Source organism: Pseudoclavibacter helvolus, assembly GCF_014191305.1.
GTDB classification, from domain to species: domain Bacteria; phylum Actinomycetota; class Actinomycetes; order Actinomycetales; family Microbacteriaceae; genus Pseudoclavibacter; species Pseudoclavibacter helvolus.
This window is the reverse complement of the sequence record NZ_JACHWJ010000007.1, coordinates 1-24,827: the sequence shown is the minus strand read 5'-3', so window position 1 is coordinate 24,827 and position 24,827 is coordinate 1. Positions and strand designations below refer to the sequence as shown.

The following is a 24,827-nucleotide window of genomic DNA, read 5'->3' as shown; positions in this document are numbered from 1 at the left end:
AGGGTTATCCACAGGCACGCCGCGGAGCGTTCGCTCGGTGGGGGAGGTGGGGACTACTGTTGGGAAATCTCTCACCGGCATTCGAGCGAAGTCAGGAGCATCCGTGTCGATCGCGCACCTCGGTTCCCCGCCACAGGGTGAACGCGAAACGCACGACGGGGTCCGCACTCCTCCGCACGATCTACTCGCGGAGCAGTCCGCGCTCGGAGGAATGCTCCTCTCGAAGGATGCGGTCGCCGACGTCGTCGAAGGCGTTCGCGGCATCGACTTCTACGTGCCGAAGCACGAGATCATCTTCGACGCCGTCCACGCGCTCTACGCGGCGGGCGAGCCGACCGACGTCATCACGGTAACCGACCACCTCACGAAGTCGGGCGAGCTCTCGCGCGCCGGCGGCGCCGAGTACCTGCACACGCTCGCCGGAATCGTTCCGACCGCAGCCAACGCCGGTTACTACGCGGCCATCGTCTCCGAGCGCGCCGTGCTGCGGCGCCTCGTCGAGGCCGGGACGCGCATCGTGCAGATGGGCTACCTCGCGGAAGGTGAGGTCGTCGACCTCGTCAACCAGGCGCAGGCAGAGATCTATGGCGTCACGGGCGCCGTCGAGAAGGAAGACTACGTAGTCCTCGCCGAGGCGATTCTCGAGGCGCAGAACGACATCGACGCCGCCCAGAACAAGTCTGGCGGCATGACGGGCGTGCCGACGGGGTTCAGTGACCTCGACCGCATCACGAACGGCTTCCACGGCGGCCAGCTCATCATCGTCGCCGCGCGCCCCGGTCTCGGTAAGTCGACGGTTGCCCTCGACTTCGCACGCTCCGCATCAATCACGCACGGCAAGCCCTCGATCTTCTTCAGCCTCGAAATGGGCAAGAGCGAGATCGCCATGCGTCTCATCTCGGCAGAGGCCAGCGTGCGCTTGCAGCACATGCGAGCTGGAGGCCTCACGCAGGAGGACCTCACGCAGATCGCCCGCACGCAGGGTGACATCTCGGACGCTCCGCTGTACATCGACGACAGCCCGAACATGACCCTCGTCGAGATCCGGGCCAAGTGCCGCAGGCTCAAGCAGAAGGTCGGGCTCAACCTCGTCGTCATCGACTACCTGCAGCTCATGACAAGCGGCAAGCGCGTCGAGAGCCGTCAGCAGGAGGTCTCCGAGTTCTCTCGTGCGCTCAAGCTGCTCGCGAAGGAGCTCGACGTGCCCGTCATCGCGCTCTCCCAGCTGAACCGTGGTCCTGAGCAGCGTGCCGACAAGCGCCCGGCGGCCAGCGACCTCCGTGAGTCCGGATCGCTCGAGCAGGACGCCGACATGATCATCCTGCTGCACCGTGAAGGCGCCTACGACCGTGAGAGCCCGCGAGGCGGTGAGGCGGACTTCATCCTCGCGAAGCACCGTAACGGCCCGACCGACACCATCACCGTGACCTTCCAGGGGCACTTCTCGCGCTTCATGGACATGGCGCCCGGCTACGCGACAGGCCAGTAGGCTCAGCCAGCTCATCCTCGCGGCTACTGCCGTGGCCACCGAGTTCCAGCGCGCGACGGCGCACTTCCCCCTCCAGACGGAAGCGGCAGAGACCCGTGCATCCGTAACGTCGTAGTCAGATGAACCGAAGCCAACGGCCAAGGTCACACACAACGACAGCGCAGCGACAGGGGAGTCGAAATGAACACCAACGGCCTCAACACTCAGTCCCAGAGCGAGCAGAAGCGCGCCACGTACCGCGGCCTCGCGATCGGCGTCGGCGCCTCAGTTGCCGGTCTGCTGCTCATCGTCATCATCGGGATCACGACGGGACCGGTGACTCCCGCCTTCATCATCGCGATGACCACCGGATACACGGCAATGGTCGCCGCCTGGTCCACCGCCTACGTGGCCGCTCGCCGCAAGTTCAAGAACGTCGCCTGACGCGCACCGCGAACACGCACAAGAGGGGGACTGTCAGCACCTGGCTGGCAGTCCCCTTCGTCTTCCCCGAGACGTATGCTTTCCCCTCGGCACGTAGGTCTGATGCGGGCCAGTGCGGAGTTTGAGGGGAACCGATGGGAAAACAGAAACAGGACTGGGTACGACTCGTGGCCGACAGGCTGCGCACCGAGTCGGGGAGCGCGCTGCTGCTCGTGGGCGTCGCGGTCTTCGCGTTGCTGTGGGCGAACTCGCCCTGGTCTGAGTCGTACGTCCACCTCTGGGAGACGCACGCCGCGATCGGTATCGGCGACTTCCGCATCGACATGAGCCTGCACCACTGGGTGAACGACGGCTTCATGGTCATCTTCTTCTTCCTCATCGGCCTCGAGGTTCGCCAGGAGTTCGCGGTCGGCTCGCTGCGCGACCGCCGCCAGGCGCTTGTCCCGATCGTGGCCGGAATCGCCGGCGTTGTGCTGCCAGCACTCATCTACCTCGCCATCGCAGGCCGCGACGCACCAGAAGCGTGGGGCGCCGTCATCGGCACTGACACGGCGTTCCTGCTCGGTGCGCTCGCGCTGGTCGGCCCCAAGATGTCGAGCCAGCTGCGCGTGTTCCTGCTGACGCTCACTGTTGTCGACGACTTCCTCGCGGTGTCGATCATCGGCATCGTCTACACCGACTCCGTGCAGTGGATGCCGCTCGGTATCGCGGTTGTCTGCCTCGTGCTGCTGTTCCTGCTCGCCCGTGCGAACGAGTGGCGGAGCACGCCGTACATCGTGCTTATTGTGGTGCTGTGGGCCGCGACGCTCGCCTCCGGGGTGCATCCGTCACTCGCCGGCATGGCAGCCGGCCTCCTCATTCCTGCTTCAGACCCCGAACGAGAAGACGTGGTTCGAGCCAAGGGCCTGTTCCGGGACTTCACGCAGTCCCCGCGCGCAGACGCGGCACGCAACGTTCGGCTCGGCCTCGCCAAGTCGATCTCCGTCAACGAGCGCCTCCACGAGGTTCTGCTCAGCCCCGTCGCCCTCTTCATCGTGCCGATCTTCGCGCTCGCCAACGCTGGCGTGGACCTGCGCGGTGGGATGCTCGGCGACGCGCTCACCTCACCCGTCACCTGGGGTGTTGTAGCGGGACTTGTCCTCGGCAAGTTCGGCGGCATCGCGCTCGGCAGCTGGATCGCCGTTCGAGCTGGCCTCGGCTCACTCCCGCAGGGTGTTGGCATGGGCAGCGTCTCCGGTGGCGCCGCGCTCAGCGGCATCGGCTTCACGATGTCGCTCCTCATCATCTCGCTCGCCCTCGAGGGCGAGGTCGCCGGCCAGGCGATCGTCGGCGTCTTCATCGCGATGGTGCTCTCCTGGGTCATCGGCTGGCTCACGTTCACCTTCGCGCGCGTGAAGATGAACGAGACGAGTGCGGACCTGCCGACCACGCTCTCGCGCCCGGTCGACCCCGAGCATGACCACATCGTCGGAGATCCGGATGCGCAGGTCACGATCGTCGAGTACCTCGACTTCGAGTGCCCGTTCTGTGCCAGCGCGACCGGCATGTGGAAGGACCTTCGTGACGAGTTCAGCGACGGTGGGGCGCGGTACATCGTGCGGCACCTGCCGCTCGAGGACTACCACCCGCATGCCTTCCAGGCCGCGATCGCGTCAGAGGCCGCCGCGAACCAGGGCAAGTTCTGGGAGATGCACAACGTGCTCTTCGCGAACCAGGAGCGCCTCGAGGTGCAGTACCTACGCGGTTACGCGGAGGAGATCGGCCTTGACCTCGACCGCTTTGACGCCGACATGCTCGATGAGGCGCTGCCGCAGCGCATCCGCGACGACATGCAGAGCGCACTCGACAGCGGAGCGCGAGGCACGCCCACGTTCTTCATCGGTGAGACGCGTCACAGCGGTGCGCACGACGCACGCACGCTCATCGCGACGATCGAGGCGCAGCGCAAGGAGCTCGCGATCCGCCGGCGTTCTTAACGCCCCGCGCGCCGCGCATCCACCTGGATGCACACGAGAAATGCCGCTTCGTTTCGAAACGAAGCGGCATTTCTCGTGTGGCTGCGCCGCCGGTGGCGCGGGAATGGGTGGATTGCTTACTCTGCGCCGAACTCGCGAGCGCGCAGGGCGGCGAGGTGGGTGTGGATGAGGGGGAGCGAGGATGCGCCCTCACCGCGCGCCGAGGCGACTCGCTTCATCGAGCCAGAACGGACATCGCCGGCGACGAAGACGCCAGGGAGAGTCGTCTCGAGATCGGCGGGAGGCATGCCCGCGGTCCATGCCTCCTTGGGGACGTCGCGGCCAGTGAGGACGAAGCCAGCCTTGTCCAAGGCGATGCCTTCCGGCAGCCACGAGCAGTCGGGCCGGGCACCGAGCATGCAGAAGAGCCCGCCGATGTCGAAGCGATGCTCCTCGCCCGAGACTCGGTCGCGCACGGTCACCCACTCGAGGGCGGCTTCGCCGCCTCCGTCCGCGATCTCGCTGTTGCCGGCGACCGAGACGTTCGGGGTCGACTCGAGCTCACGGATCAGGTACTCGGACATCGACTCGCTCAGCGAAGCACGACGGATGAGGATGGTCACGTGCTTTGCGAACTTCGCGAGGTGTACCGCGGCCTGTCCCGCCGAGTTGCCACCGCCGACGACGATGACGTTCTTGTCCTGCATTTCCCTGGCGATGGAGGTCGCAGCGCCGTAGTAGACGCCTGCGCCCGTGTGCTCGTCGACCGACTCGATCCCGAGGCGGCGATACGCGACGCCCGTCGCGATCAGACCGTTCGCGCACGCAGCTCCGTGTCGCCGAGGTGCACCCGGTAGCTGGGCACGCCGTCGAGCGTGCAGGGCTCCAGACCGGTCACGGACCGGCCCGTGTAGAACTTGGCGCCGAATCGACCAGCCTGGATGCGGGAGCGCTGCGCGAGGCGCATGCCCGAGATTCCGCGTGGGAACCCGAGGTAGTTGCGGATCATGGAGCTCGACCCTGCCTGCCCGCCGATCGCATCCCGTTCCAGCACGGCGGTGCTGAGCCCCTCGGAGGCAGCGTAGACGGCCGCGGCCAGGCCAGCGGGGCCGGCACCGATGACGAGAACGTCATTGACCTCCCCCTCGGGAACGGCGTCGAACTGGGTCGACAGGAGCTCGTTGAGGCCCCTCGCCGTTGCCGCTGGAAAGAGTCGGCCGTCATAGGCCCGCGCGAGCGGCAACACGATGGGGACCGGGGAGTCAGCTGAGGCGGCAGCGACGAGCGCGGCACCCTCGATGCTGTCTGGGGTGAGGATGCGATTCGGGAAGCCAAGGCGCTCGAGCAGGTCCCGGATGGCGCCGGCCTCGCGGTCGTGTGGCTCCGCGACGACATCGATGATGCTGACCGCGGGACGCGCCACAGACCAGCCCCACTCGGAGAGCAGCTCTGTAACGATCGTGTGGAACTCCTCGTCGCGCGGGCCCATGGGTATGCCTGTGAAGGTGTCGATGTCGCGACGGATGGTGGCTTCCCGCAGATCGTCCAGGACAGCGGCGTAGGTGGCGCCTGAGGTGACGAGCTCCTTGAGGGTTTCCAAGGCGTGCTGCGCATCGTCGGCCGTCACGATCCGGTAGTCGCGGTCATACCTGGCCCGGAATTCCGCTTCGATCTGTGGGAGGCGCTCATCGGCGGCGATGAAGATGATGGGCTGGTCAGTCATGCAATCAGGGTACTTACGGATGCGCGATTCTGGGGTAGCTGGGGGAACGGGCATTCACGCTTCGCCCGAGCGTACGCTGTCTGCCATGGATGAGAAAGAGGCTCATGGCTGACAAGCGGGGCGTTTCCGTCGAGGAGAGCACGGCACCAGACACCAGCGCAGTACGGTTCGAGGCACGTGTTCTCGGTGTACCGGTCGTCGGCGATGACGGCGAACGCTTGATCGTGCGGCTCCCTGAAGACGCGAGTCGGATGCTGCCCTCGCGGGGACAGGTCTCAGTCGTCGGATCGATTCGTGCTGGAGCAGACGGGGATCCGCGGCCCTTCGAGACGGTCATCGAGCCAGACGGGCTGCGCGGGCATTGGCTCGATGTTGCCGCCGCGCTTGGCTCCGACGTAGCGGACGGTGGCGAGGTCAGTGTGGAGCTGCGGCCGAGCGGCGAGTGGCCAGAGCCAGACGTGCCGGCCGACTTCGCCGAGGCGCTCGCGGACGCCCCGGACTCGGCCGAGACTTGGCGCGACATCACGCCGATGGCGAGGTGGGAGTGGGTGCGATGGATCAACTCCACGCGGGTCGTGAAGACCCGGGAGCGTCGCATCGAGGTCGGCCTCTCGAAGCTCGAGGACGGAAAGCGACGCCCGTGCTGCTTCGACCTCTCTTCGTGCACCGACCCGGAGCTGTCGAAGAGCGGCAAGCTCGCGGTCTGACACCCAACGCGCTATCTCGGGATGGCTTTCTCATCTCGGGATGGCTTGCAACCCATCCGGAGATGAGGAAGCCATCCCGAAACGGGGGTGCGTGGACGAGGTGCGGCGACTCGAGGTGCGGCGACTCGACGTGAGGTGAGGTGAGGCGAGGCGAGGCGGCTGGCGCTCAGCGTCGACGTCGGCCGAACGCGACCGCCGCGGCGTGCAGCAGCGGCACGACCGAGACGCTCATGAGCACGACGCCGAGCGGTGCGAGCTGCGGCAGCACCAGCACCCCAGCGATGAGGAGCGCCGCGAAGACGATCGCCGACACCACCCCGCGCAGCATCCGCTCGAGCGAGCGCATGTGCCGGTCGACGCTCGGCGTCTGCACCTTGAGCTGACCGGCCTCCAACCGCGTGGTGAGTGCATCCAGTCGGCCCGGCAGCGTCACGGCGGTCGCGAGCGCTGAGACGGCCTGCTTCGTGACGGCCTGGATGGTGTTTCCACCTTCGTCGCGTGTGAGCGTGCGCGCGAACGGATCGACAGCCTCCCACATGTTGAAGTCCTTGTCGAGCGCCGAGGTCACTCCGGAAACGAGGGAGATCGCGCGGATGATGAGGAGGAAGTTCTCGGGCAGCTGGAACGGCATCTCGCGGATCGTGTCGCGGAAGCGGTCGGCGAAGTCGCCGAGCTCGGCGGGGTCGACTCGTTGCAGCTCGGCCACGCCCATGCCGCCGAACCGCCCGAACAGCTCGGTCATCGCCTGCTCGAGCTCGATCGTGTCGCCGGCCGGGAGGAGCACGCCGACGCTCCGCATCGACCTCACCAGTCCAGGTCCGTCTCGCGAGACGATGGCGAAGATGAGCTGCCGCAGGCTCGCTCGCAGCGTGTCCGAGATGACGCCCATCATGCCGAAGTCGATGTAGGTCAGCTCCCACGTGACCGGCGCGGGCGGCTCTGTGGAGGTGTCCCCGCCATCCTCTGACGTGATAGGTGTCCGTGGGGTCGCGAGCGGCATGACGAAGATGTTGCCTGGGTGCGGGTCGGCGTGGAAGAAGCCGGCCACGAACAGCTGCTGGAACGTCGCCCTCGCGAGTTCGTTGGCGACCTCGATGGGGTCGATTCCGGCGGCGCGGAGGGCATCCACATCGGTGATCTTGATGGCCGTGACGTCTGAGAGGGTCAGGATGCGCGACGCTGTGCGCTCCCACACGACCTGCGCGGCTCCCACGCGGGGGTCGGTCTCGAAGTCTGCCGCGAAGCGCTCGGCGCTCGAACCCTCGTGGATGTAGTCGATCTCCTCGAGGCTCGTCGCGGCGAACTCCTCGACGAGGGCGGGGGCGTCGGCCCGCTTCGACACGAGCTCCACGCGCTTGAGCAGCTGACCGACGCGGCGCAACGCACGCAGGTCGGTCGCGACGAGGTCCTCGATTCCAGGCCGCTGCACCTTAACGACGACGCGGCTGTAGCCCGTTTCCTCGGCAAGGGCCGGGGTGAGTGTCGCCCGGTGTGCCTGCCCGAACGAGGCTGCCGCGATGGGGGTCTCGTCGAAGCTGGCGTACGCCTGCCAGAGCGGCATGCCGAGTTCGGCTTCGGCCTGCGCGCGAATCGCCGGGAAGGCCACCGCGGGCACCTCATCCTGGAGCCCCTCGAGCTCTGCCGTGATCTCCGGCGGGAGCACGTCCAGTCTCGACGACAGGAACTGCCCGACCTTGATCATGAGCCCGCCAAGCTCCACCGCAAGGGCGTGGAAGCGGCGAGCGAGTCGCTGCATGCGCGCCGTGCGACCTCGCTCCGAGAGCTTCCCGAGGCGGATGCGCGGCAGGAAGATCTCGAACCACCAGATCTGCACCATCGCGCGCTGCGCGAACCGGACGATCCTGCGATACCTGGCACGACCATCCGCGGTGCTCGCAGAGTCGGCCTTGATCGGGCGGCCGCTGACACTCGCCGCCGCGGCGCGAAGCGAGGCTGCCGTTGTCGCGGGCGCTGCCGCCGTTGCCGGTCTCTCCTTAGCGGCCCGCTCCTCGGTCAGGCCAGGGCCATCCGTCACGTTCAGTCCTCGGCGAGGATCGAGTACAGCTTGCGCCGTGTCTCGTCGAGCAGCGCTGCGGCGCGTTCGGCCTGGTCTGGGGTTGCGCTGCTCTGCACCTGCACAACCGCCTGCGCGAGTCGGGCTCCGGCCTTCGGTAGCGTCGCGGCTCGCTCTGCTCGGCGAGCCGCAGGAGACTCCCACGGGAGGTCGCCGGTCGAGGCGTCTGCGGCGACGGCGCGCCCTTCTTCCGTGAGCGCGTAGACCTTGCGCTCGCCGGAGACCTCGGGGATGACGAGGCCCTCGTCGGAGAGCAGCTGGAGCGTGGGGTAGACCGAGCCGGGGCTCGGCTTCCAGGCGCCGCTCGTGCGAGCCTCGATCGCCTGGATGAGCTGGTAGCCGTGCTGGGGGCCTTCGAGGAGGGCGACGAGCAGGGCCGTTCGGACATCGCCGCGGCCAGCCCGCGCTGGTGTGGGACGCGAGGCGAAGGTTTCGCGGATCTCGTCGACGGCTTCGCGGAGGCCGAAGCCGAGTCCGCCTGGGGTGTGCTGAGCGACCATGAGCATTCCTTTCGTGGGGGTGCCGATACCTGACGACACCCGACGATACATCGGTGAATGTCGGTGTAGCTGGGTATTGCCGTCCTCCTGGGTGCTGGCTCGACGCGTGCTTCTCGCTGTTGCTAAGTACTGGTACTCAGTGTTGCTTTCTACTGGTAGTCATCGTTACTGAGTAGAGAGGGTGATCATGGGCAAGCAGGCAACCGAGATGCTCAAGGGCACGCTCGAGGGCATCGTGCTCGCGATTCTCGCCAAGCGCTCCGCGTACGGGTACGAGATCACGACCTGGCTCCGCGAGCAGGGATTCGCCGACATAGCAGAGGGCACCGTCTACGCACTGCTCGTGCGCCTCGAGCAGAAGGGACTCGTCGGTGTCGAGAAGGTCCCGTCCGAGAAGGGTCCGCCTCGCAAGGTCTACACGATCAACGCAGAGGGCAGCGAGTATCTCGCGGAGTTCTGGCGCACGTGGGGCTTCCTCGCGGAACGCCTCGAGCAGCTCCGCGACAACAACAACACCAGTTCATCCGCTGAAACCAGCACAGACGAAGGAAGAGGCAACTGACATGGCCGCCAAGTGGATCGAAGCCCGTACGGGCTCGCTCGAAGAGAAGAAGCAGTACAAGGAGTCGCAGGCCCGGCTGGAGTCCCTGCCTGCTCCGTACGCGAAGGTGGCGCAGGCCATCCAGCGCTACCTCATGTACTACAGCGGCATCACCGACGGGGAGTCGATGGTTCGCATGAACGTCGACCTCGCCGACCTGTGGGAGCGCGCGGCCGCGGATGGCACGCCCGTGCACGACATCGTGGGTTCCGACCCGGTCGACTTCGCCGAGACCTTCGGCCAGTCGTACTCGGGGAAGCAGTGGATCGACAAGGAACGCGCTCGTCTGGTGAAGGCCGTCGAGGAAGCGGAGCGAGGGCAGTAGTCATGAGTGCACGTCCCGCCATCGTCGTGGATGGCATCACCAAGTCGTGCGGCGACCTCGTCGTGCTCACCGGCGTCGACTTCGCCGTCGAGAGGGGCAGCATCTTCGCGCTGCTCGGATCGAACGGGGCCGGCAAGACCACTCTCGTGCGCATCCTCTCGACGCTTCTGCGTGCCGACGGCGGTGCTGCCTCCGTCAACGGCTTCGACGTCACAGTTCAGGGCGCCGAAGTGCGGGGTGCGATCAGCCTCACTGGCCAGTTCGCAGCTGTGGATGAGGTGCTCACGGGGCGCGAGAACCTGGCCCTCGTCGCGCGGCTGCGGCACGTCCCGCAGCCCAATCGGGTGGCCGACGAGCTGCTCGAGCGGTTCTCGGTCGCTGATGCCGGCGGGCGAAGGGCCGGCACCTACTCGGGCGGGATGCGACGTCGGCTCGACATCGCGATGAGCCTCATCGGCGACCCGTCCGTCGTGTTCCTCGACGAGCCCACGACCGGCCTCGACCCGCAGGCTCGGCTCGAGGTCTGGGCGGCCGTGCGGGAGCTCGCCGCCGCGGGTACAACCGTGCTCCTCACCACTCAGTACCTCGACGAGGCGGAGCAGCTCGCCGACCGCATCGCGATCCTCCACGAGGGCCGCATCATCGCCAACGGCACGCTCGCCGAGCTCAAGCGCCTGCTGCCGCCCGCGAAGGTCGAGTACGTCGAGAAGCAGCCCACGCTCGAGGAGATCTTCCTCGCCGTCGTCGGTGATCCCAGCAAGGTACGGAAGGTGGCGTCATGACCACGCACTTCTTCGGCGATACCGCCGTGCTCACTGGCCGCTCGCTGCGCCACGTGCTGCGCAGCCCAGACACGATCGTGACGACGGCTGTCATGCCCATCGCCTTCATGCTCATGTTCGTCTACGTGTTCGGCGGGGCCATCGACATCGGCGCCGGTGCGTACGTCGACTACCTCCTGCCGGGCATCCTGCTCATCACGGTCGCTTCGGGCGTCGCGTACACGGCGTACCGGCTCTTCCTCGACCTGAAGGGTGGCATCTTCGAGCGGTTCCAGTCGATGCCCATCGCGCGATCATCGGCACTGTGGGCGCACGTCCCCACGTCGCTCGTCGCGAACCTCGTCTCCGTTGCGGTTGTCGTCGGGGTGGCGCTCATCATGGGCTTCCGCTCCGGTGCGGGGGTGCTCGAGTGGCTCGCTGTTGCGGGCATCCTCGTGCTCTTCACGCTCGCCCTCACCTGGATCGCGGTGCTCGCGGGCCTCTCCGCGAAGACCGTTGAGGGTGCAAGCGCCTTCTCCTACCCGCTCATCTTCCTGCCGTTCGTCAGCTCGGCGTTTGTGCCGACCGAGACCATGCCGGGCCCCGTGCGCTGGTTTGCGGAGAACCAGCCCGTGACGTCCATCGTGAACAGCATCCGCCAACTCCTCGAGGGTAAGCAGGTAAGCGGCGACCTGTGGGTGGCGCTCGCGTGGTGTGTCGGCATCCTCCTCGCCGCGTACGTCGCTGCGACTGTTATCTACAAGCGCAAGATCAGCTGAGCGCTCGGAGCGGCCACCTCGCCGCCGTTTCCACTCGCCAGATGCATGTTCCTCGCCCAACGAACCAGCATTCACCGTGTGGATGCGCCGGGCCAGAGGGGCGAGGGCAGACCAGTTGTTGAAAGCGGCACGTGAGGCGGCGGCCCACGCTCGCTAGGCTCAGCGCATGTCTGAGTCGAACGAGCTGTGAGCGGTGCCATCTGAACGCGGATTCCGCGTGCATCCGGCCTGGTGGGTTGCAGCCGTCGCGTTTGTGGCCCTGCTGGCGGCAGCCGGATTCCGAGCCGCACCAGGGGCGCTTATGGTTCCGCTCGGCGAGGAGTTCGGCTGGTCGACGAGCGCCATGTCGCTCGCCGTGAGCATCAACCTCGTGCTCTACGGCCTCATCGCGCCGTTCGCGGCCGCGCTCATGGATCGCTTCGGTGTACGCCAGGTTGTCGCCGTCGCGCTCACCCTTGTTGCGCTCGGCGCCGCCGGTAGCGTGCTCATGACCGCGTCGTGGCAGCTGCTGATCTTCTGGGGCCTGCTGATTGGCATCGGCACAGGCTCGATGGCGCTTGTGTTCGCCGCCACCATCGCGAACCGGTGGTTCGTGAAGCGCCGGGGCCTCGTGATGGGGATGCTCACGGCGGGCTCGGCCACCGGTCAACTCATCTTCCTCCCGCCCGTCGCGGCGCTCGCGGAGACCGCCGGCTGGCGCTGGGCTTCGCTGCTCGTCGCGGCCGCCGCGCTTGTCGCCGTCCCCATCGTGTGGGCCGTCATGCGCGACTACCCGAGTGACCGCGGCGTACTGCCGTTCGGTGCTGATCCCGCGACGTACGTGGCGCCGCCGCGGCCCGCGAAGGGGTCAGCGCTCTCCGCCGCGAGGCGCGCGATCGACGGCCTGGTGTTCGCGTCGAAGCACCGCTCCTTCTGGGCGCTCGCGATTGCATTCGCCATCTGCGGCGCGACGACCAACGGCCTCATCGGCGTGCATTTCATCCCCTCGGCCCATGACCACGGGATGGCAACGACCGTCGCGGCCGGTCTGCTCGCGGTCGTCGGCGTCTTCGACATCCTCGGCACCGTCGCATCCGGCTGGCTGACCGACAAGATCGACCCGCGCTTCCTGCTGGTCGCCTACTACGGGTTCCGCGGCGTGGGACTGCTCGTGCTGCCGTGGCTGCTCGCCGACACCGTGCATCCGAGCATGATCATCTTCATCGTCGTCTACGGACTCGACTGGGTCGCGACTGTGCCACCCACTTCAGCGCTCTGCCGTGAAATCTTCGGTGAGCAGGGCACGATCGTGTTCGGCTGGGTCTTCGCGGCTCACCAGCTCGGCGCCGCCGCGGCGGCGCTCGGGGCCGGCCTCAGCCGAGACACCCTCGGCACCTACACGTACGCCTGGTGGGGCGGTGCCGCCCTCTGTGTCGTGGCTGCCGTGCTCTCGATCGTGGTGCGCCGCACGCCCACGCCGACTCGCGTGAATGTCGGTGCCCCCGCCTAGGCTGATCGCATGACGACGGCGACATCACTCGAGGGCACCTTCAACTTCCGCGACACGGGCGGCATGCCGCTTGCTGGCGGCGGCACGACCACCTCCGGCATCTTCTACAGGTCGGATGCGCTGAGCTCCCTCACGCCGAAGGGGCTCGAGGAGCTCGCGGCGAGTGACATCGGCACGATCGTCGACTTCCGTACCCCCGCCGAGCGCCAGATGGCGCCAGACCGCCTGCCCGTGAGTCGAACCTTCCACGTCGTTGAACTGCCGTTGCTCGAGGGGGCCGTGACCGGGCTGGTTCAGCAGGGCCTGCAGTCGACGGCGCAGGGCGGCGACCCCGAGGCACGAGCCAAGGCGGTCGACGCGGTGCTCGCGCAGATTCCCTCGCTCGGAGAGCTCTACGTCGGCATGCTCGAGCACGGTGCCACGTCGTTTGCCGAGCTCGCCCGCCTCGTCGCGAACGCAACCGAGAACCCGCCGACGGCAGTACTTGTGCACTGCACGGCAGGTAAGGACCGCACAGGCGTGAGCTCAGCGTTGATCCTCGACGCGGTCGGGGTCGAACGCGCGGCGATCGTCGCTGACTACGCGTCGTCAGGTGCGAACCTCTCGGGAGAGTGGGCCGAGCGCATGTACGGCATGGTCGCGCAGTACGGCCTGCCACTCACCGACCAGATCAAGGACCTCGTCGCGGCCACCCCGGCTTCGGCCATCGAGCGAGCGTTTGAATGGGTGGATGCGCAGGGCGGGTCGGCTGCCTACCTGCAGTCAGGTGGGCTCACCGGTGCGGAGCTCGTCGCGCTGAAGGGGCGCCTCGTCGGCACCTGAGGCCGAGGCCGGGTCTGCCGGCGACGCAGTGCCTGGCTCCACGGGAGCAAGAGTTGAGGGCGATGCCGTGCGTCCAGCCGAGCGCTCCACGCCGATGCCCGCGACGATGACGAGCACGAGGCCCACGACTGGGAGCAGGCCGGGCACCTGGTGCAGCAGCAGGAGCCCGATGACGAGGGCGACTGCGGGTTCGAGGCTCGTGAGCGTGCCGTAGGCGGCTGCCGTGATGCGGCGCAGCGCCTGGATCTCGAGCATGAACGGCACCGTCGGCAACAGCACCGCGAGGCCCAAGCCCGCGAGTGCCGCCTCCCAGGTCAGGAGCGGAATCGTCGCAGGGGCCGCGATGATGCTCGCGATGACGGCCGCGACCGGGATGGAAACGGCCAGGCCGCGCACCCCGCTGAGCTCGTCGCCCACACGCTGCGTGCAGAGGATATACACGGCCCAGCAGGCCGCCGCGGCGAGCGCAAAGAGCACGCCGACTGGGTCGATGTTTCCGGTCCACGGCTCGGTGAGCAGCACAACTCCGACCGCGGCAAGCAGCGGCCACAGCAGCGCTTTGCCTCGGCTGCGCAGCACGGCGACGGCGAGCGGGCCGAGGAATTCGAGCGCGGCGGCAGTCCCGAGCGGGATGCGGTCGATCGCGAGCGTGAACAGCAGGGTCATGCCCGAAGTCGCAGCGCCGAGCACAACGCAGGCGAGGAAGCTGCTGCGCGTGAACCAGGAGCGGCGGGGCCGAACGATCACGAGGACAAGCGCGGCAGCGAAGACGAGGCGGATCCAGCCGGTGCCGAGCGGTCCCAGCTGCTCGAAGAGGCCGGTGCTGAGCGCCAACCCGAGCTGCACGAACAGCATGGCGGAGATCGTCATGAGCGTGCCGGAGCGGGCCGAACCCTGAGGGGCTGGCGCGAGCTTGGACGTGGTCATGGATTCAGGATGGCGCGAGCGTGCATCCGTGTCCACGCGAGAAAGGCGAACACATCGTTCGCGTTTCACGGACAATGGATGCCTCACCACACCAGAACTCGACGGGAGCGCACATGGAGACTCGGCGGCTCGAGTACCTCGTCGACCTCGACCGCCTCGGCTCGATGCGGGCCGTTGCGGACCAGCACCTGACAACCACCTCTGTGGTCTCCCAGCAGCTCGCCCTCCTCCAGCAGGAGCTCGGCGCGAGCCTCCTGGAGCGGGTCGGACGCGGGGTGCGGCTGACCGCCGCGGGTGCACGACTCGCGTCTCGAGCATCCGGGATCCTCGCGAGCCTCGACGAGGCCAGGCGCGACTTCGACCCAGACGCCGAGCCGCAGGGAACGCTCCGCGTCGCGGGCTTCGCGACCGCCGCACGTGCTCTGTTCCCGATCATGCGCGAGCTCGCCGCATCGCACCCCGGCGTGCGGCTTGTGCTCGAGGAGCAGGAGCCAGACGAGGCGCTTGCCCTCGTTGACGCCGGGCGCATCGACCTCGCGCTCGTCTACGACTACACGCTCGCGCCACTGAGCATCCCGCCCGGCTACGAGAGCGTGCGGCTGTGGCAAGGGGAGTGGGGGGTCGGCGTACCCGACCGGGTCGCGGCGACCCTGCCAGGCGGGGGCGCGGAGGTGTTGCCGAACGTCGAGTTGATGCTGGCCCTGCGGGAACAGGAGTGGATCGGCAACTCGAGGAACAACGCCGACGAGATCGCCATCGGGGTGCTCGCCTCGCTCGCCGACTACGAGCCGAACGTCACCCACCAGTCCGACGACCTGGCCCTCGTCGAGGACCTCATCGCCGCAGACTTCGGCGTCGGGATGCTGCCACTCACACGAGAGAAGTGCGACAACGTGCGGATCGTGCGGATGCAAGACCCGCCCATGCTCCGCGCATCCGCCGCCTACCTCCGCGGCACGGCCGAGTGGCCGCTGCTGCGCCACGTCCTCGACCGGCTGACCGCGTCGTGACGGGCTGTCCGCGTCGTGACGGGCGCCTCCGGCCGGCGCCAGTCACTCGCGTGCCACCTCCGCTCGCGCCTCGCCCGTTTGGGGATGGGTTCCACGCTTCGGGAAGGCTTGCAACCCATCTCCGTGCGCGTAAGCCATCCCGAGTCTGCAGGGAGCGAACTGGGACGCGGGGCTGCGAGCGAACCGCGGCGGGGTGGATGCGGCGCGGCGCGCTAGATCCAGCCGCGCTCGCGGGCGACGACCGTCGCCTGCTGCCTCGTCGCGACGGAGAGCTTGCCGAGGACGGACGACACGTGGTTGCGCACGGTGCCGGGGGAGAGGTGCAGGGTGCGGGCGATCTGCGCGATCGTCTCGCCGCGCTGCCCGGCTCGCAGCACGTCGAGTTCTCTGTCGGTGAGGGGGCTGCGTTCGTCGGCGAGCGCATCCGCTGCGATTTCGGGGTCGACGTAGCGTCGGCCAGCTGCGACCCGTCGGATGATGTCGGCAACTTCTTCCGCGCGACGAGACTTGGGGATGAACCCCTCGACACCCGCAGACAGCGCGCGCCGCAGCACCCCGGGCCTCGCGTGCCTCGTGACGACGATGCACCGCACCTCTGGCACGCCCTGCAGGCGCTCGGCGACTTCGACCCCGTCGAGGCCCGGCATCTCGAGGTCGAGCAGGCAGATGTCGGGTTTCAGCCGCAGCGCCGCTTCAACCGCGGCGCTGCCGTTGCTGCATTCGGCGATCACCTCGAGGTCGTCCTCGAGCCGTAGCAATGAGGCGAGGGCCGTGCGGATCATGTCTTCGTCGTCGGCGAGCAGTACTCGGATCATGCGTGTTCCCCCAAGGGTGCGGCGGCGTTGCCAGCCGAGATGGGCAGGCGGACCTGCACGGTGAAGCTGGTGCCGTCATTCCAGGCCTCGACCTCACCGCCGTTCGCTTCGAGGCGCTCACCCATGCCGGTGAGGCCGCTGCCCCAGGCGATGGTGGCGTCAGTTCCGGTGCGCACACGGGTGTCGGCGGCGTCGTTCACCATGCGGTAGACCCACGCGTCACCGTCGTTGGTGAGTTCGATCCGAGCGCGGGCTCCGTCACCGTGCTTGAGCACGTTGGTGACGCTCTCGCGCACGATCGGGCCGAGCACTGCGGCTGGGGCGGATGCGGCACCGGCTCCCACGTGCATCCGCACGTCGTGGCCAGCGGCGCGCAGCAGGTCGGCCGCGTTCTCGAGTTCGTCGGGCAGGGGAACCCCGCGGAAGCTCGTCGCGAGGGCCCGCGTGCCAGCGCGTGCCTCGTCGACGGCACCGAGGGCTGACTTGATCTGGGCCGCTGCTGCCTCGGGGTCCTTGGTGAGGAGGCGCTCGGCGAGCTCGAGCTGCAATGCGATGACCTGCAGGTGGTGGCCCTGCAGGTCGTGCACGTCGTTGGCGAGGCGAAGGCGCTCGCGGGTTGCCGCGAGCTGGCTCTCGGCGGCGCGGGCCCGGTCGAGCTCGAGCACGATCTCCCACCACCAGAGCGAGAAGGCCGTCATGGTGGGTGTCATGAGCACGAAGAAGCCGTGCGCTGCGAAGGCGTTGACCGGGAAGCCCTGCTCGCCGAATGCGCGGGCCTCGAGGAACATCACGATGCCGATCGCGATCGTGGCGCCGACAACAACCCGCCACCGCACCCCTGGAGTCCACGGGCGCACGGCGAGCACGAACCCAATCACGGCGACCGCCGCAAGGAACGACGACGTGCCGATCCCCAGCAAAGCCGCGCTGAGTGCGGCGAGCCCGAGCCCGAAGAGGTGCAGGCGCGACGGGCGATGCACTTCCCCGTCGCGGACCGCATACACACTCGGCCGGTAGTCGAGGAGCAGGAGGAGGCCCCCTGCGAGCCACGCGATGCCGCCAGCCGCTGTGAGCGGGAGGCGCCACGGCGTCTCGAGGTCGGGGGACACCCGCGCCCAGAGCACCCAGAACATCACCGCGACGCCCGCGAAGACGAGCACGCCGACCGCCGTGTACCACCAGGTGGCGGTGACCCCGCGGGCCAGCGCGATCTCGCCGATGCGTGGAGTGCTCATCCCTCCACGGTAGGCCAGACGGCGGTCGGGCACCCCTGACATTTGTCACGAACCCGCACGCGGATCCTCACGAGTACTGGTGACGCCACGGCACTGCCGCCCGGCGTGCATCGCGGGTGGAATGGAGTCATCACAGCAGCACGCCCGAACGCTGTCCGACTTGCCAACTTGACCGCCCCGAAAGGCACACCATGAACCCCATCGCAGAGCTCATCCTCGGCTTCCAGAACCTCATGGCCGGTCTGCCCGAATGGCTGCAGCCGCTCATCGTCGCCCTCGCTGGCGCCGTGCCCTTCATCGAAGGTGAGGGAGCCGCGTCCATCGGCATCATCGGCGGCATCAACCCGATCATCGCGGCTATCGCCGGCGCGATCGGCAACTTCGTCGCCGTGGCGGCTGTCGTCTACCTCGGCGCAGGCATCCGAGCCCGCTTCGCGAAGTCGCCGGCGGATGCGAAGCCCAAGACCGCGAACCGCGAGAAGTTCCAGCGCGCCTTCAACCGCTACGGCGTCGCCGGCGTGAGCCTGCTCGGCCCGCTGCTCCTCCCGACCCACTTCACCGCAGCCGCGCTCGCGGGAAGCGGCATCTCGAAGGGGCGCGTGCTCGTCTGGCAGGCGGCCGCGATCGTGCTGTGGACGACGCTGCTCACGCTCATCATCACGGGCGTCATCGCGTTCGCCGTCTGAGCCAGCGGACGAGCTGACCACATTGCTCGGCTGTCGATGCTGAGTGCTCAGCGCAGAGGGGTCCACCCGAACGGGGTGGGCCCCTCGATCGTCGCGCGCTCGCGGTCGGCGGCCGCGGACCAGCCCTGGGCCGCATCCTCGGCGTCGAAGCCACCGCGAGCGACGCGGAACCCGACGTCCTCGTGGTGCATGCGGGGCGCCCCGCCGCGGCGGACGGATGCGCGCACGCTCCACGTGTCGTCGGCGTAGCCGCCGCCCCGGAACACGCGGTAGTCGTCGTAGCGGGCCGGGTCGAGCAGGTCCCAGCACCACTCCCACGTGTTGCCGAGGGTGTCGAAGAGCCCGTTGAGGTTGGGGTGCTTGCCGCCGACCGGCTGCGGGCTGGTCACGCCGTCGAGGCTTGTCCAGGCGACGTCGGCCAGCGGGCCGTACTGCGCGGCCGTCGATCCGGCCCGGCACGCGAACTCCCACTCGGACTCGGTGGGGAGGCGGATGCCATCCGAGTCGACGTGCCACGTCACCTGCTCGCCGTCGTACGAGTAGGCGTGGTCGAGACCCTCCCATTCGGAGGCGGCGTTGCAGAATCGGATGGCGCGGAGCCAGCTGACGTCGGTCGCCGGCCGGTCGGGATGGCTTGTCCCGTCGTCCGTCGCCTCGCCGAGGAGCTCGCCGAGCTGCGACTGGGTGACCGCGTAGACGCCGATCTCGAACGGCTCGAGCTCCACGCGGCGGCGGAGCTTGCGGCGCGCGTCGTGCAGTTCGACGGTGCCGCCGTCGATGGCCGAGAATTCGATATCCATTGGGGCCATCCTCGCACCGGAGGCCGCAACCGTTGCCTGGCGGGTGCCTGTCGCCGCGTGCGAGCATGCCGGGATGATCGACTCCGCCGCCTTCGTGACCACCCCGGACGGTCGTCGCCTGCGCACGTTCGCGAGCGGGCCGCGCGACTCGGGCGCCGTGGTCGTGCTCGAGGCGGGCCTGGGTGCGAGCGGCCTGTACTGGGGGCTCGTGCACCGGATGCTCGCGGAGCGCGTGCGGGTCGTCGCCTACGAGCGCGCCGGGTACGGGGAGAGCACACCGGATCCCGCGTCTCGCACACTGGAGCATCTCGCCGACGACCTCGACGCGGTCGTCAACGCGCAGGAGCCGTCACGGCTGGTGCTCGGCGGGCACAGCTGGGGTGGGCCCATCGTGCGGTGCTTGGCGGCACGTCGCCTGGCGGCCGGCGCTGCGATGGACGGGGTTGTGCTCGTCGACCAGAGTGACGAGCACGCGTCGCTATACTTCCGGCCGTCGACGCGGCGAGTGTTCGCGTTCTCGGCGGCTGTTCTGGAGCCGGCCGCCCGACTCGGCCTGCTGCGCGTGCAGCTGCGTAGCCTCGTCGAGGGGATGGACCCGGTCGCGGCGGCGCAGGCTCTGGATGCATCCACGAACCCGGGTGCGGCGCGGGCGGCGTCCGCCGAGCAGCGCCTCGTGGGGAGCGAGCTCGCAGGTCTGCGGTCGCGCCCACCGAGGCTCGGCGACCTTCCGATCCGCGTGATCTCGGGCATGAAGGCGGCCCCCGGCGACCGAACGCGCGCACCGCTGATCGCGGCGCACCTCGAGACGGTCGCCGCGCATCCGGTGGCCGTACATGTGCAGGCCGAGCAGTCGGGCCACGTCGTCACCGCCAGTGAGCCGGGGCTTGTGGCCCGAGAGACGTTGGCGGTACTCGGCCTCGACGGCTGAGGCGATGAAGTGAACCGCGTGCCGCGGCGTCGCCGCCGACTCAACCACGCGTAGGCGCCTTCTGGGGCTGGGCCCCGCGCTTGCGACGCCACGCATCGGCCCAGCCAGCTCGGCCGCCATCCACGCGCACGTCAGAGCCAGCAGGGCTCGCGGGGGTCGACAATTTCGCTATGTCCCCGTAATGTTCATGCAGTGCTTGAATCGATTCAAGCGCAGAGCTATCAAAGGAGATAGGTATGCCATTCGGTCCCCCATCCGAACGCTCCCCGTGAATGTCCCGCCGCACGCTCCTCGGTCTGGCGGCCGCGGGCGCGTCTGCGGCCATGCTCGCGGCAGCCGCGCCACCGCGAGCCCTGGCAAGCACCCCCGTGCAGCCGCTCCCGCAACCCGCCACGCTCGAGGGCTTCAGCCTGCCGACGAAGGCCACGGCCCCTCGTTTCCGGTGGTGGTGGCCAAACGGCGAGGTAGACATCGATGAGATCCGCCGAGAGGTGCAGCAGGTTGCCGAGAACGGGTTCGGCGGTCTGGAAGTCGCGAACGTGCACCACAGCGTGCCGGGTGAGGTCCTCGACGTCGAGAACCTCGGATGGGGCAGCCCCCAGTGGATCGCAGCGCTCGAAGCCGCCCTCGAGGCTGGCGCCGAGCACGGCGTCGAGATCGACGTGACGCTCGGACCATCCTGGCCTGCCGCGATCCCCACCATCACTCCGCAGGATCCGGCAGCCCTCGTCGAGCTCGTGCATGGCCAGGTCGAGCTCACGGCGGGCCAGCGGATCTCCGGCGAGCTTCCTGAGCCCGTCGTGGAACCGAAGGGCGGTGTCTCCGGGAAGCAACTGCTCGCGGTGCACGCAGTGCAGATCGCTTCGCGAGGTGAGAAGAACGTCCTCGTCCTCCGCCGCTCGTCATTGGTCGACCTCACGTCGACGGTCTCAGGAACGAAGATCGACTGGACTGCGCCAGACGACGGCGGCGAGTGGATACTGCTCGCTTACTGGCAACGCGGCATGGGGCAGGTCGCCGAAGGCGGCCCGCATACGAGCCCGGAGTCCTACGTCGTCGACCACTTCAGTCGGGCAGGGGCGGATGCGCTCATCGCCTACTGGGAGAAGAACATCCTCAACTCGAGGGTGCGCGACCTGCTCAGCAGGACCGGCGGGACCTTCTTCGAGGACTCGCTCGAGATCGAGACCCACGCCACCATCTGGACGCGCGCGATGCAGACCGAGTTCAGCTCGCGCATCGGCTACGACCTCATGCCGTTCCTCCCCGTCCTCCTCGAGATCAACGAGCGCTACACCTTCGAGTTCGACGACATCAAGAGCCACAGAGTCCGCGACGACTTCAACCTCGTCCTGAGCCAGCTCTACACGGACCATCACCTCGTGCCGCTGCGCGACTGGTCGCACAGCTTCGGCCTCGAGTACCGCGTGCAGGCGTACGGTCTCGAGCAGGACTCCCTCGAGCAGGCCGGGATCGTCGACATCATCGAGACCGAGTCGCTCGGCGCGAAGAACCTCGACGACTACCGCGTGCTCGCCAGCGGCCGGGACATCGCCGGGCGCACCATCATGTCCTGTGAAGCCGCGGCCTACCTCGGCAAGTCGTACAGCTCTACCTGGAACGAAGTGCTGAACACGCTGGGTGAGACCTTCGCCGGGGGCGTGAACCAGACCGTGCTGCACGGGTTCGCTTACGCGAAGGCGCCGGGCTCGCAGTGGCCGGGTTTCGCCGCGTTCACCCCGTGCTTCAACAACGCCGTCGGATACTCCGAGGCCTGGGGGCCGCGCATGCCCGTCTGGGGGGCACCTCAAGTCGGCGGCAGACTACCTGTCGCGCACGCAGTGGGTGCTGCGTCAGGGCCGTCCCAGGTACGACGTCGGCTTCTTCCGGCAGAAGGGCTGGGGCCAGACCGGCATCGGGGCCTACAAGGCACTCGTCATCGACATCGACCGGTTCCGCGGACAAGAGGCGACGATGTCCGTGCGCGGCGCGAAGCGACTCCTGGAACTCGCGAGACAGGGACTCCCCGTCGTGTTCTTCGGCGACTGGAGTGCTCCAGAGTCGACCGGCTACCGCGACCAGGCGGTGAACGCCGAGGTGGCGGCACTCGTCGCCGAGATTCGCTCGCTCGGCAACGTCCGAGACGCAGCAGGCAACGACGACATCCCCGTCGCGCTCTCTGCACTCGGAATCCGCCCCACCGTCTCCCACGACTCCTCGCACCTCAAGCACGTGCACCGAGTCGCGGACGGGGTCGAGTACTTCTACTTCGTCAACGCGAAGCACAACTTCGGGAAGGACCGGCTGGCGTACCTCGAGCAGGAGGTGCGCATGACCGTCAGCGATGGCGGGCGCATCCCCTACCAGCTCGACGCGTGGACGGGCGAAGTCACGCCGGTCGCTGCGCCAGGATGGAGCGGCCTCCCCGTGCCCAGCGCGACCATCGTCTCCACGAGCGTTCGAGACGCGCGGCTCACGCCCTCCGGTGAGCTGATCGTGCAGAGCGACTCCCCGGGTGTGCATGACGTGACGCTCAGCACGGGCATCACCAAGCGCGTCCGCATCGCACAGGCGCCCGGCGCGAGCGAGCTCTCCGACTGGCAGCTTGTCGTCGACAGCTGGCAGCCAGGTGTTGACGGTCAGCAGACCGCGCACGTCGAGCATCGTATGAACCTCAGCGGGCTCCTCCCTTGGTCGTCCATCGGAGGCATCGAGGATGTCTCCGGGATCGGCACCTACTCGAGCACCTTCACGCTCGACAAGACCTGGCAGCCGGACAGCGCGGGCGTGGTGCTTTCACTCGGCAAGGTCGTGGACACCTTCCAGGTGTGGGTGAACAGCAGCCTCGTGGCCCACCGTGACCTCACCGACACGGACCTCGACATCAGCGACCACGTCAGAGCGGGACGCAACACCATCCGCGTCGAGGTCGCGTCGACACTCATCAAACAGCCTCCGCGTGTTCCGGCCCGAGGTCTACGGAGGCGTCAAGCGGCAGGACTACGGTCTCATCGGCCCAGTCACCGTCACGCCATACGGCCGCACCCGGGTGGCCTGATGCGCAGCCACCGATCCTCCACCGAACCGACCGCTTCGACCCCGGAGACGACGATGTCCATCCCACACCCAACCATCGCAGCACGGCGGCGCCTGCTGCCCATGATCGCGCCGGCGGTGCTTGCTCTCGCCGTGCTCTCCGCCCCGACCGCGCACGCCGACGAAGCGACCATCAACGGGGTCGTCACCGAGGGCGACGCACCGGTCGCCGATGTCTCGGTGAGCGCCTACCGTCTCGACGACAGCACCGGCGGCTACGTCTTCGAGCAGCAGACTGAGAGCAGCGATGACGGCGCATGGACACTCGAGTTCCTTCCTGATGTCAATTACACGCTGTACTACGACACGGACAATTCGAGTGCGAAGTACGCGCTCGGCGAGACCCTCGACGGCAGCCCAGAGCTCGACGGCGACGAGCCGACATTCCGAGTGGCCGGAGGCACGGCTTCTGGCGGCGAGTTCGCCAACAAGGAACTCAGTGTCCTCGGCGGCACGGTGACTCTCGAGATCACCCGTGACGGCCAGACGCTCACCGACCTCGACGACGCGAGGGGTGTCGTGCGCGGCATCGACGAAAGCGACGCAGCTCTCTCCTCGCAGGAATTCTGGGCGGGGGAGAGCGGGAGCGTCGAGATTCGTCGTGTCGCGCCGGGCGCGCACGTCCCGTGGATCGCGGCCGGCGGCAACGTGCTGGCTCCGGTCGCTGCCGACGCCATCGTGACTCCGGGCGTCGACATCGACTTCGGCAAGCTCGAGATCCCGGACGCTGTGACGGGCGAGATCACCGCCGACGGAGCCCCGGCACTTGAGGGTTCCGCCACTGTCGGTGAGACCCTGACGCTCACCCCGCCGAATTTGACCCCCACCGCTGAGCTCGTCTCGCACCGCTGGAGCATGGGGCTGAACACCGAGCTCGCGGCCGAGGACCCCTTCACCGTGCCAGCCGCGGCCGACGGGCAGACGATCCGCGGCTGGGTGTTCGCGCACGCAGCGGGATACGCGCCGTTCATCGGATCCGCGGAGTCACCGGCCGTCGGGCAACCGGGCACGCCCGGCCCCACGCCCACAGACGGGTCCACGGCGACTCCCAACCCGACGGACGGCGCCGGGAACACTGTCGCGCCAGCGCCAAGTGACGGCGACGGCAGTGGCTTGACGCCCGGCGGCGGCCAGGAGGGCGGGGCCGGCTCCGGCGGCGACGGCTTGGCCAGCACGGGCGGCCAGCCACCGCTGATCCTGCTCATCGTGGCGCTCCTCGGGAGCGGCGCGGTTGTCCTCATCCTGCGACGTCGCGCGTCAGCTCGCGCCGAGTAGGAGTAGGAGTAGGAGTAGGAGAGATTGACCCGTGAGGTTGTGATCGCGGTCTGATGGGCGTTGGCCAGGGATTCCGTGTGTGGGTCTGTGGTGGTCGTGGTGACGAAGCCAGGTGTCGGATGTCTCGGCCCTGGCTTCGTTGCTGCTGGATGATCGTGACTCTTCACATGTAGAGGAAGAAGTGGCACTCGAGCTACTAGCTGTCTAGAGCATGTCTGTCGACGATTCCTCGGCCTCGCGCAAACGCCAAACTCGCAGTGCGAAGTGGATGTCTACACTCCGCGGTGCCGTACGCCAGCCCGCGCCGAGAATCGCGTCGATACGCTCTGCCCTCTGGCGGACCGTGTTCTTGTGCACGAACAGGTGCGCGGCAGTGCTTTCCAGGCGCGTGCCGCACTCGAAGTATG

General features: G+C 68.1%; 24 protein-coding genes. 15 read left to right on the top strand and 9 right to left on the bottom strand.

Annotated features, from left to right (window positions below):
- The first annotated feature begins 103 nt into the window (after window positions 1–103).
- The 3 genes from dnaB to nhaA all read left to right on the top strand — a co-directional run bounded on the left by dnaB (window position 104) and on the right by nhaA (window position 3,888).
- Window positions 104–1,489, top strand: coding sequence for a replicative DNA helicase (gene dnaB, locus FHX72_RS17260; RefSeq protein WP_068482203.1), 1,386 nt, complete (start codon window positions 104–106; stop codon window positions 1,487–1,489).
- 180 nt (window positions 1,490–1,669) lie between these two features.
- The gene (locus FHX72_RS17255) at window positions 1,670–1,912 is read left to right on the top strand and encodes a hypothetical protein (protein ID WP_068482200.1); all 243 of its coding nucleotides are present in this window, start codon (window positions 1,670–1,672) and stop codon (window positions 1,910–1,912) included.
- 134 nt (window positions 1,913–2,046) lie between these two features.
- Window positions 2,047–3,888, top strand: a complete 1,842-nt coding sequence (gene nhaA, locus FHX72_RS17250; RefSeq protein WP_068482197.1) for a Na+/H+ antiporter NhaA — start codon at window positions 2,047–2,049, stop codon at window positions 3,886–3,888.
- Between the two features lie 116 nt (window positions 3,889–4,004).
- Here the strand turns inward: nhaA and FHX72_RS19510 are convergent, their stop codons facing one another.
- Window positions 4,005–4,643 carry an NAD(P)/FAD-dependent oxidoreductase gene (locus FHX72_RS19510; RefSeq protein ID WP_338110165.1) on the bottom strand — a complete coding sequence of 213 codons (639 nt, stop codon included), beginning with the start codon at window positions 4,641–4,643 and terminating at the stop codon, window positions 4,005–4,007.
- A gap of 32 nt (window positions 4,644–4,675) precedes the next feature.
- Window positions 4,676–5,590: an FAD-dependent oxidoreductase gene (locus tag FHX72_RS19505; RefSeq protein ID WP_276510547.1), complete on the bottom strand. Its 915-nt coding sequence runs from the start codon at window positions 5,588–5,590 to the stop codon at window positions 4,676–4,678.
- A 104-nt stretch (window positions 5,591–5,694) separates the two neighbouring features.
- Here FHX72_RS19505 and FHX72_RS17240 point away from each other — a divergent pair, with 104 nt between their 5' ends.
- Entirely contained in the window at window positions 5,695–6,297 is a 603-nt protein-coding gene (locus tag FHX72_RS17240; protein WP_183626715.1) for a YdeI/OmpD-associated family protein, read from the top strand.
- Between the two features lie 166 nt (window positions 6,298–6,463).
- Here FHX72_RS17240 and FHX72_RS17235 read toward each other — a convergent pair whose 3' ends face one another.
- On the bottom strand, window positions 6,464–8,209 hold the full coding sequence (locus FHX72_RS17235; RefSeq protein ID WP_068482306.1) for an ABC1 kinase family protein: 1,746 nt from the start codon (window positions 8,207–8,209) through the stop codon (window positions 6,464–6,466).
- A gap of 125 nt (window positions 8,210–8,334) precedes the next feature.
- Complete coding sequence (locus FHX72_RS17230) at window positions 8,335–8,871, bottom strand: PadR family transcriptional regulator (protein ID WP_068482303.1); 537 nt, start codon at window positions 8,869–8,871, stop codon at window positions 8,335–8,337.
- A gap of 187 nt (window positions 8,872–9,058) precedes the next feature.
- Between FHX72_RS17230 and FHX72_RS17225 the strand changes: the two genes are divergently transcribed.
- The 6 genes from FHX72_RS17225 to FHX72_RS17200 all read left to right on the top strand — a co-directional run bounded on the left by FHX72_RS17225 (window position 9,059) and on the right by FHX72_RS17200 (window position 13,648).
- Window positions 9,059–9,433 carry a PadR family transcriptional regulator gene (locus FHX72_RS17225; RefSeq protein ID WP_183626713.1) on the top strand — a complete coding sequence of 125 codons (375 nt, stop codon included), beginning with the start codon at window positions 9,059–9,061 and terminating at the stop codon, window positions 9,431–9,433.
- A 1-nt stretch (window position 9,434) separates the two neighbouring features.
- Window positions 9,435–9,797, top strand: coding sequence for a DUF1048 domain-containing protein (locus tag FHX72_RS17220; protein ID WP_183626711.1), 363 nt, complete (start codon window positions 9,435–9,437; stop codon window positions 9,795–9,797).
- A gap of 2 nt (window positions 9,798–9,799) precedes the next feature.
- Complete coding sequence (locus FHX72_RS17215) at window positions 9,800–10,579, top strand: ABC transporter ATP-binding protein (RefSeq protein ID WP_183626709.1); 780 nt, start codon at window positions 9,800–9,802, stop codon at window positions 10,577–10,579.
- The gene (locus tag FHX72_RS17210; RefSeq protein WP_183626707.1) at window positions 10,576–11,337 is read left to right on the top strand and encodes an ABC transporter permease; all 762 of its coding nucleotides are present in this window, start codon (window positions 10,576–10,578) and stop codon (window positions 11,335–11,337) included. Before FHX72_RS17215 ends, FHX72_RS17210 begins: the two co-directional genes overlap by 4 nt.
- A gap of 193 nt (window positions 11,338–11,530) precedes the next feature.
- The gene (locus tag FHX72_RS17205; protein WP_183626706.1) at window positions 11,531–12,826 is read left to right on the top strand and encodes an MFS transporter; all 1,296 of its coding nucleotides are present in this window, start codon (window positions 11,531–11,533) and stop codon (window positions 12,824–12,826) included.
- 9 nt (window positions 12,827–12,835) lie between these two features.
- Window positions 12,836–13,648 (top strand): tyrosine-protein phosphatase, encoded by an 813-nt coding sequence (locus FHX72_RS17200; RefSeq protein ID WP_183626704.1) that lies wholly within the window; start codon window positions 12,836–12,838, stop codon window positions 13,646–13,648.
- On the opposite strand, the gene FHX72_RS17195 is transcribed toward FHX72_RS17200, so the two are convergent.
- A complete protein-coding gene (locus FHX72_RS17195) occupies window positions 13,589–14,575 on the bottom strand; it encodes an EamA family transporter (RefSeq protein ID WP_221187040.1) in 987 nt (328 codons plus the stop codon). The genes FHX72_RS17200 and FHX72_RS17195 overlap by 60 nt on opposite strands.
- 113 nt (window positions 14,576–14,688) lie before the next feature.
- On the opposite strand from FHX72_RS17195, the gene FHX72_RS17190 reads away from it, so the two are divergent.
- A complete protein-coding gene (locus FHX72_RS17190) occupies window positions 14,689–15,585 on the top strand; it encodes a LysR substrate-binding domain-containing protein (protein ID WP_068493364.1) in 897 nt (298 codons plus the stop codon).
- Window positions 15,586–15,797: 212 nt separating this feature from the next.
- On the opposite strand, the gene FHX72_RS17185 is transcribed toward FHX72_RS17190, so the two are convergent.
- Window positions 15,798–16,400 (bottom strand): response regulator transcription factor, encoded by a 603-nt coding sequence (locus FHX72_RS17185; RefSeq protein WP_183626702.1) that lies wholly within the window; start codon window positions 16,398–16,400, stop codon window positions 15,798–15,800.
- The gene (locus FHX72_RS17180; protein ID WP_183626701.1) at window positions 16,397–17,635 is read right to left on the bottom strand and encodes a sensor histidine kinase; all 1,239 of its coding nucleotides are present in this window, start codon (window positions 17,633–17,635) and stop codon (window positions 16,397–16,399) included. The genes FHX72_RS17185 and FHX72_RS17180 overlap by 4 nt, the downstream gene beginning before the upstream one ends.
- A gap of 191 nt (window positions 17,636–17,826) precedes the next feature.
- Here FHX72_RS17180 and FHX72_RS17175 point away from each other — a divergent pair, with 191 nt between their 5' ends.
- Window positions 17,827–18,321 carry a small multidrug efflux protein gene (locus FHX72_RS17175; protein ID WP_068493370.1) on the top strand — a complete coding sequence of 165 codons (495 nt, stop codon included), beginning with the start codon at window positions 17,827–17,829 and terminating at the stop codon, window positions 18,319–18,321.
- A gap of 47 nt (window positions 18,322–18,368) precedes the next feature.
- On the opposite strand, the gene FHX72_RS17170 is transcribed toward FHX72_RS17175, so the two are convergent.
- Complete coding sequence (locus FHX72_RS17170) at window positions 18,369–19,121, bottom strand: formylglycine-generating enzyme family protein (RefSeq protein ID WP_104285270.1); 753 nt, start codon at window positions 19,119–19,121, stop codon at window positions 18,369–18,371.
- A gap of 73 nt (window positions 19,122–19,194) precedes the next feature.
- On the opposite strand from FHX72_RS17170, the gene FHX72_RS17165 reads away from it, so the two are divergent.
- From FHX72_RS17165 to FHX72_RS19255, 3 genes are all read left to right on the top strand, one after another.
- Window positions 19,195–20,049 (top strand): alpha/beta fold hydrolase, encoded by an 855-nt coding sequence (locus FHX72_RS17165; RefSeq protein WP_183626699.1) that lies wholly within the window; start codon window positions 19,195–19,197, stop codon window positions 20,047–20,049.
- A gap of 272 nt (window positions 20,050–20,321) precedes the next feature.
- Window positions 20,322–22,538, top strand: coding sequence for a glycosyl hydrolase (locus tag FHX72_RS17160; RefSeq protein WP_183626696.1), 2,217 nt, complete (start codon window positions 20,322–20,324; stop codon window positions 22,536–22,538).
- Window positions 22,539–22,716: 178 nt separating this feature from the next.
- A complete protein-coding gene (locus FHX72_RS19255; RefSeq protein ID WP_244964375.1) occupies window positions 22,717–24,420 on the top strand; it encodes a sugar-binding domain-containing protein in 1,704 nt (567 codons plus the stop codon).
- A gap of 204 nt (window positions 24,421–24,624) precedes the next feature.
- On the opposite strand, the gene FHX72_RS17155 is transcribed toward FHX72_RS19255, so the two are convergent.
- Window positions 24,625–24,827, bottom strand: a 203-nt coding sequence (locus FHX72_RS17155; RefSeq protein WP_183626694.1) for a helix-turn-helix domain-containing protein, incomplete at its 5' end; no start/stop codon positions are given.